The organism is Streptococcus sp. HMSC077D04 (assembly GCF_001808785.1).
Taxonomy (GTDB): Bacteria; Bacillota; Bacilli; order Lactobacillales; family Streptococcaceae; genus Streptococcus; species Streptococcus mitis_BX.
The window spans coordinates 1-1,055 of sequence record NZ_KV794486.1; the positions used below are offsets into that span (position 1 = coordinate 1).

A 1,055-nucleotide genomic window follows, 5' to 3' on the forward strand; every position below is an offset into this window, starting at 1 on the left:
ACATACGTTTATAAAGAAGTTAAAGGTAATGTTGTTGTTAAGTATGTAGATACAGAAGGTAACACACTTGCTGATGACGAACAAGATGAAACAGATGCTTCTCTAAATGTTAAATACGACACAACTGACCACAAAAAAGAATCTATCGAAAAAGATGGTGTTAAATACTACTTAACAACTAAAGAACTGAAAGATGGTTCTAAAGAAACTGGAGACGTAGTTGAAGGTACTACTGAAGTAACTTACGTTTACGAAAAAGCTGGATCAGTAATCGTTAATTACCAGACAGAAGATGGAACGCCATTAGTAGGAACTGCAGATGGTGCTAATGTGGAATCAGGTGCAAAAGACACAACAGACGCTAAAGCAGGAACTGACTATAACACTGCAGACAACGGAATGAAACCAAACCGTATCACAACTGCAGAAGGCAAAGTATACGAACTAGTACCAACAGCAACTAAAGGTGACGAAACTGGTAAAGTTGTTGCTGGAGAAACTAAAGAAGTAACATACGTTTATAAAGAAGTTAAAGGTAATGTAGTTGTTAAGTATGAAGATACTGAAGGTAACGTACTTGCTAAAGACGAAAAAGACGAAACAGATGCTTCTCTAAACGTTAAATACGATACAGCAGACCACAAAAAAGATGAAATCACTAAAGATGGTGTTAAATATTACTTAACAGCTAAAGAACTTAAAGATGACTCTAAACCAGCTACTGGAGATGTTGTTGAAGGAACAACTACAGTAACTTACGTTTACGAAAAAGCAGGGCAAGTAGTCGTTAACTACCAAACAGAAGACGGAACTCCATTAGTAGGTGTTGATGCGGATGGTGCGAATGTAGCTTCAGGTGCAAAAGACACTGTAGACGGAAGACCAGGATCAGCATATGATACTTCTGATAACGGAATGAAACCAAACCGTATCACAACTGCAGAAGGTAAAGTCTACGAACTAGTACCAGCATCAACTAAAGGTGATGAAACAGGTACAGTAGTAGCCGGAGAAACGAAAGAAGTAACATACGTTTATAAAGAAGTTACTGGTGA

Annotated in this window: 1 protein-coding gene; it reads left to right on the forward strand. The window is 37.7% G+C overall.

Annotated features, from left to right (window positions below; translation table 11 throughout):
• On the forward strand, positions 1–1,055 hold a 1,055-nt coding region (locus tag HMPREF2701_RS01545; protein WP_186821204.1), incomplete at both ends, for a MucBP domain-containing protein.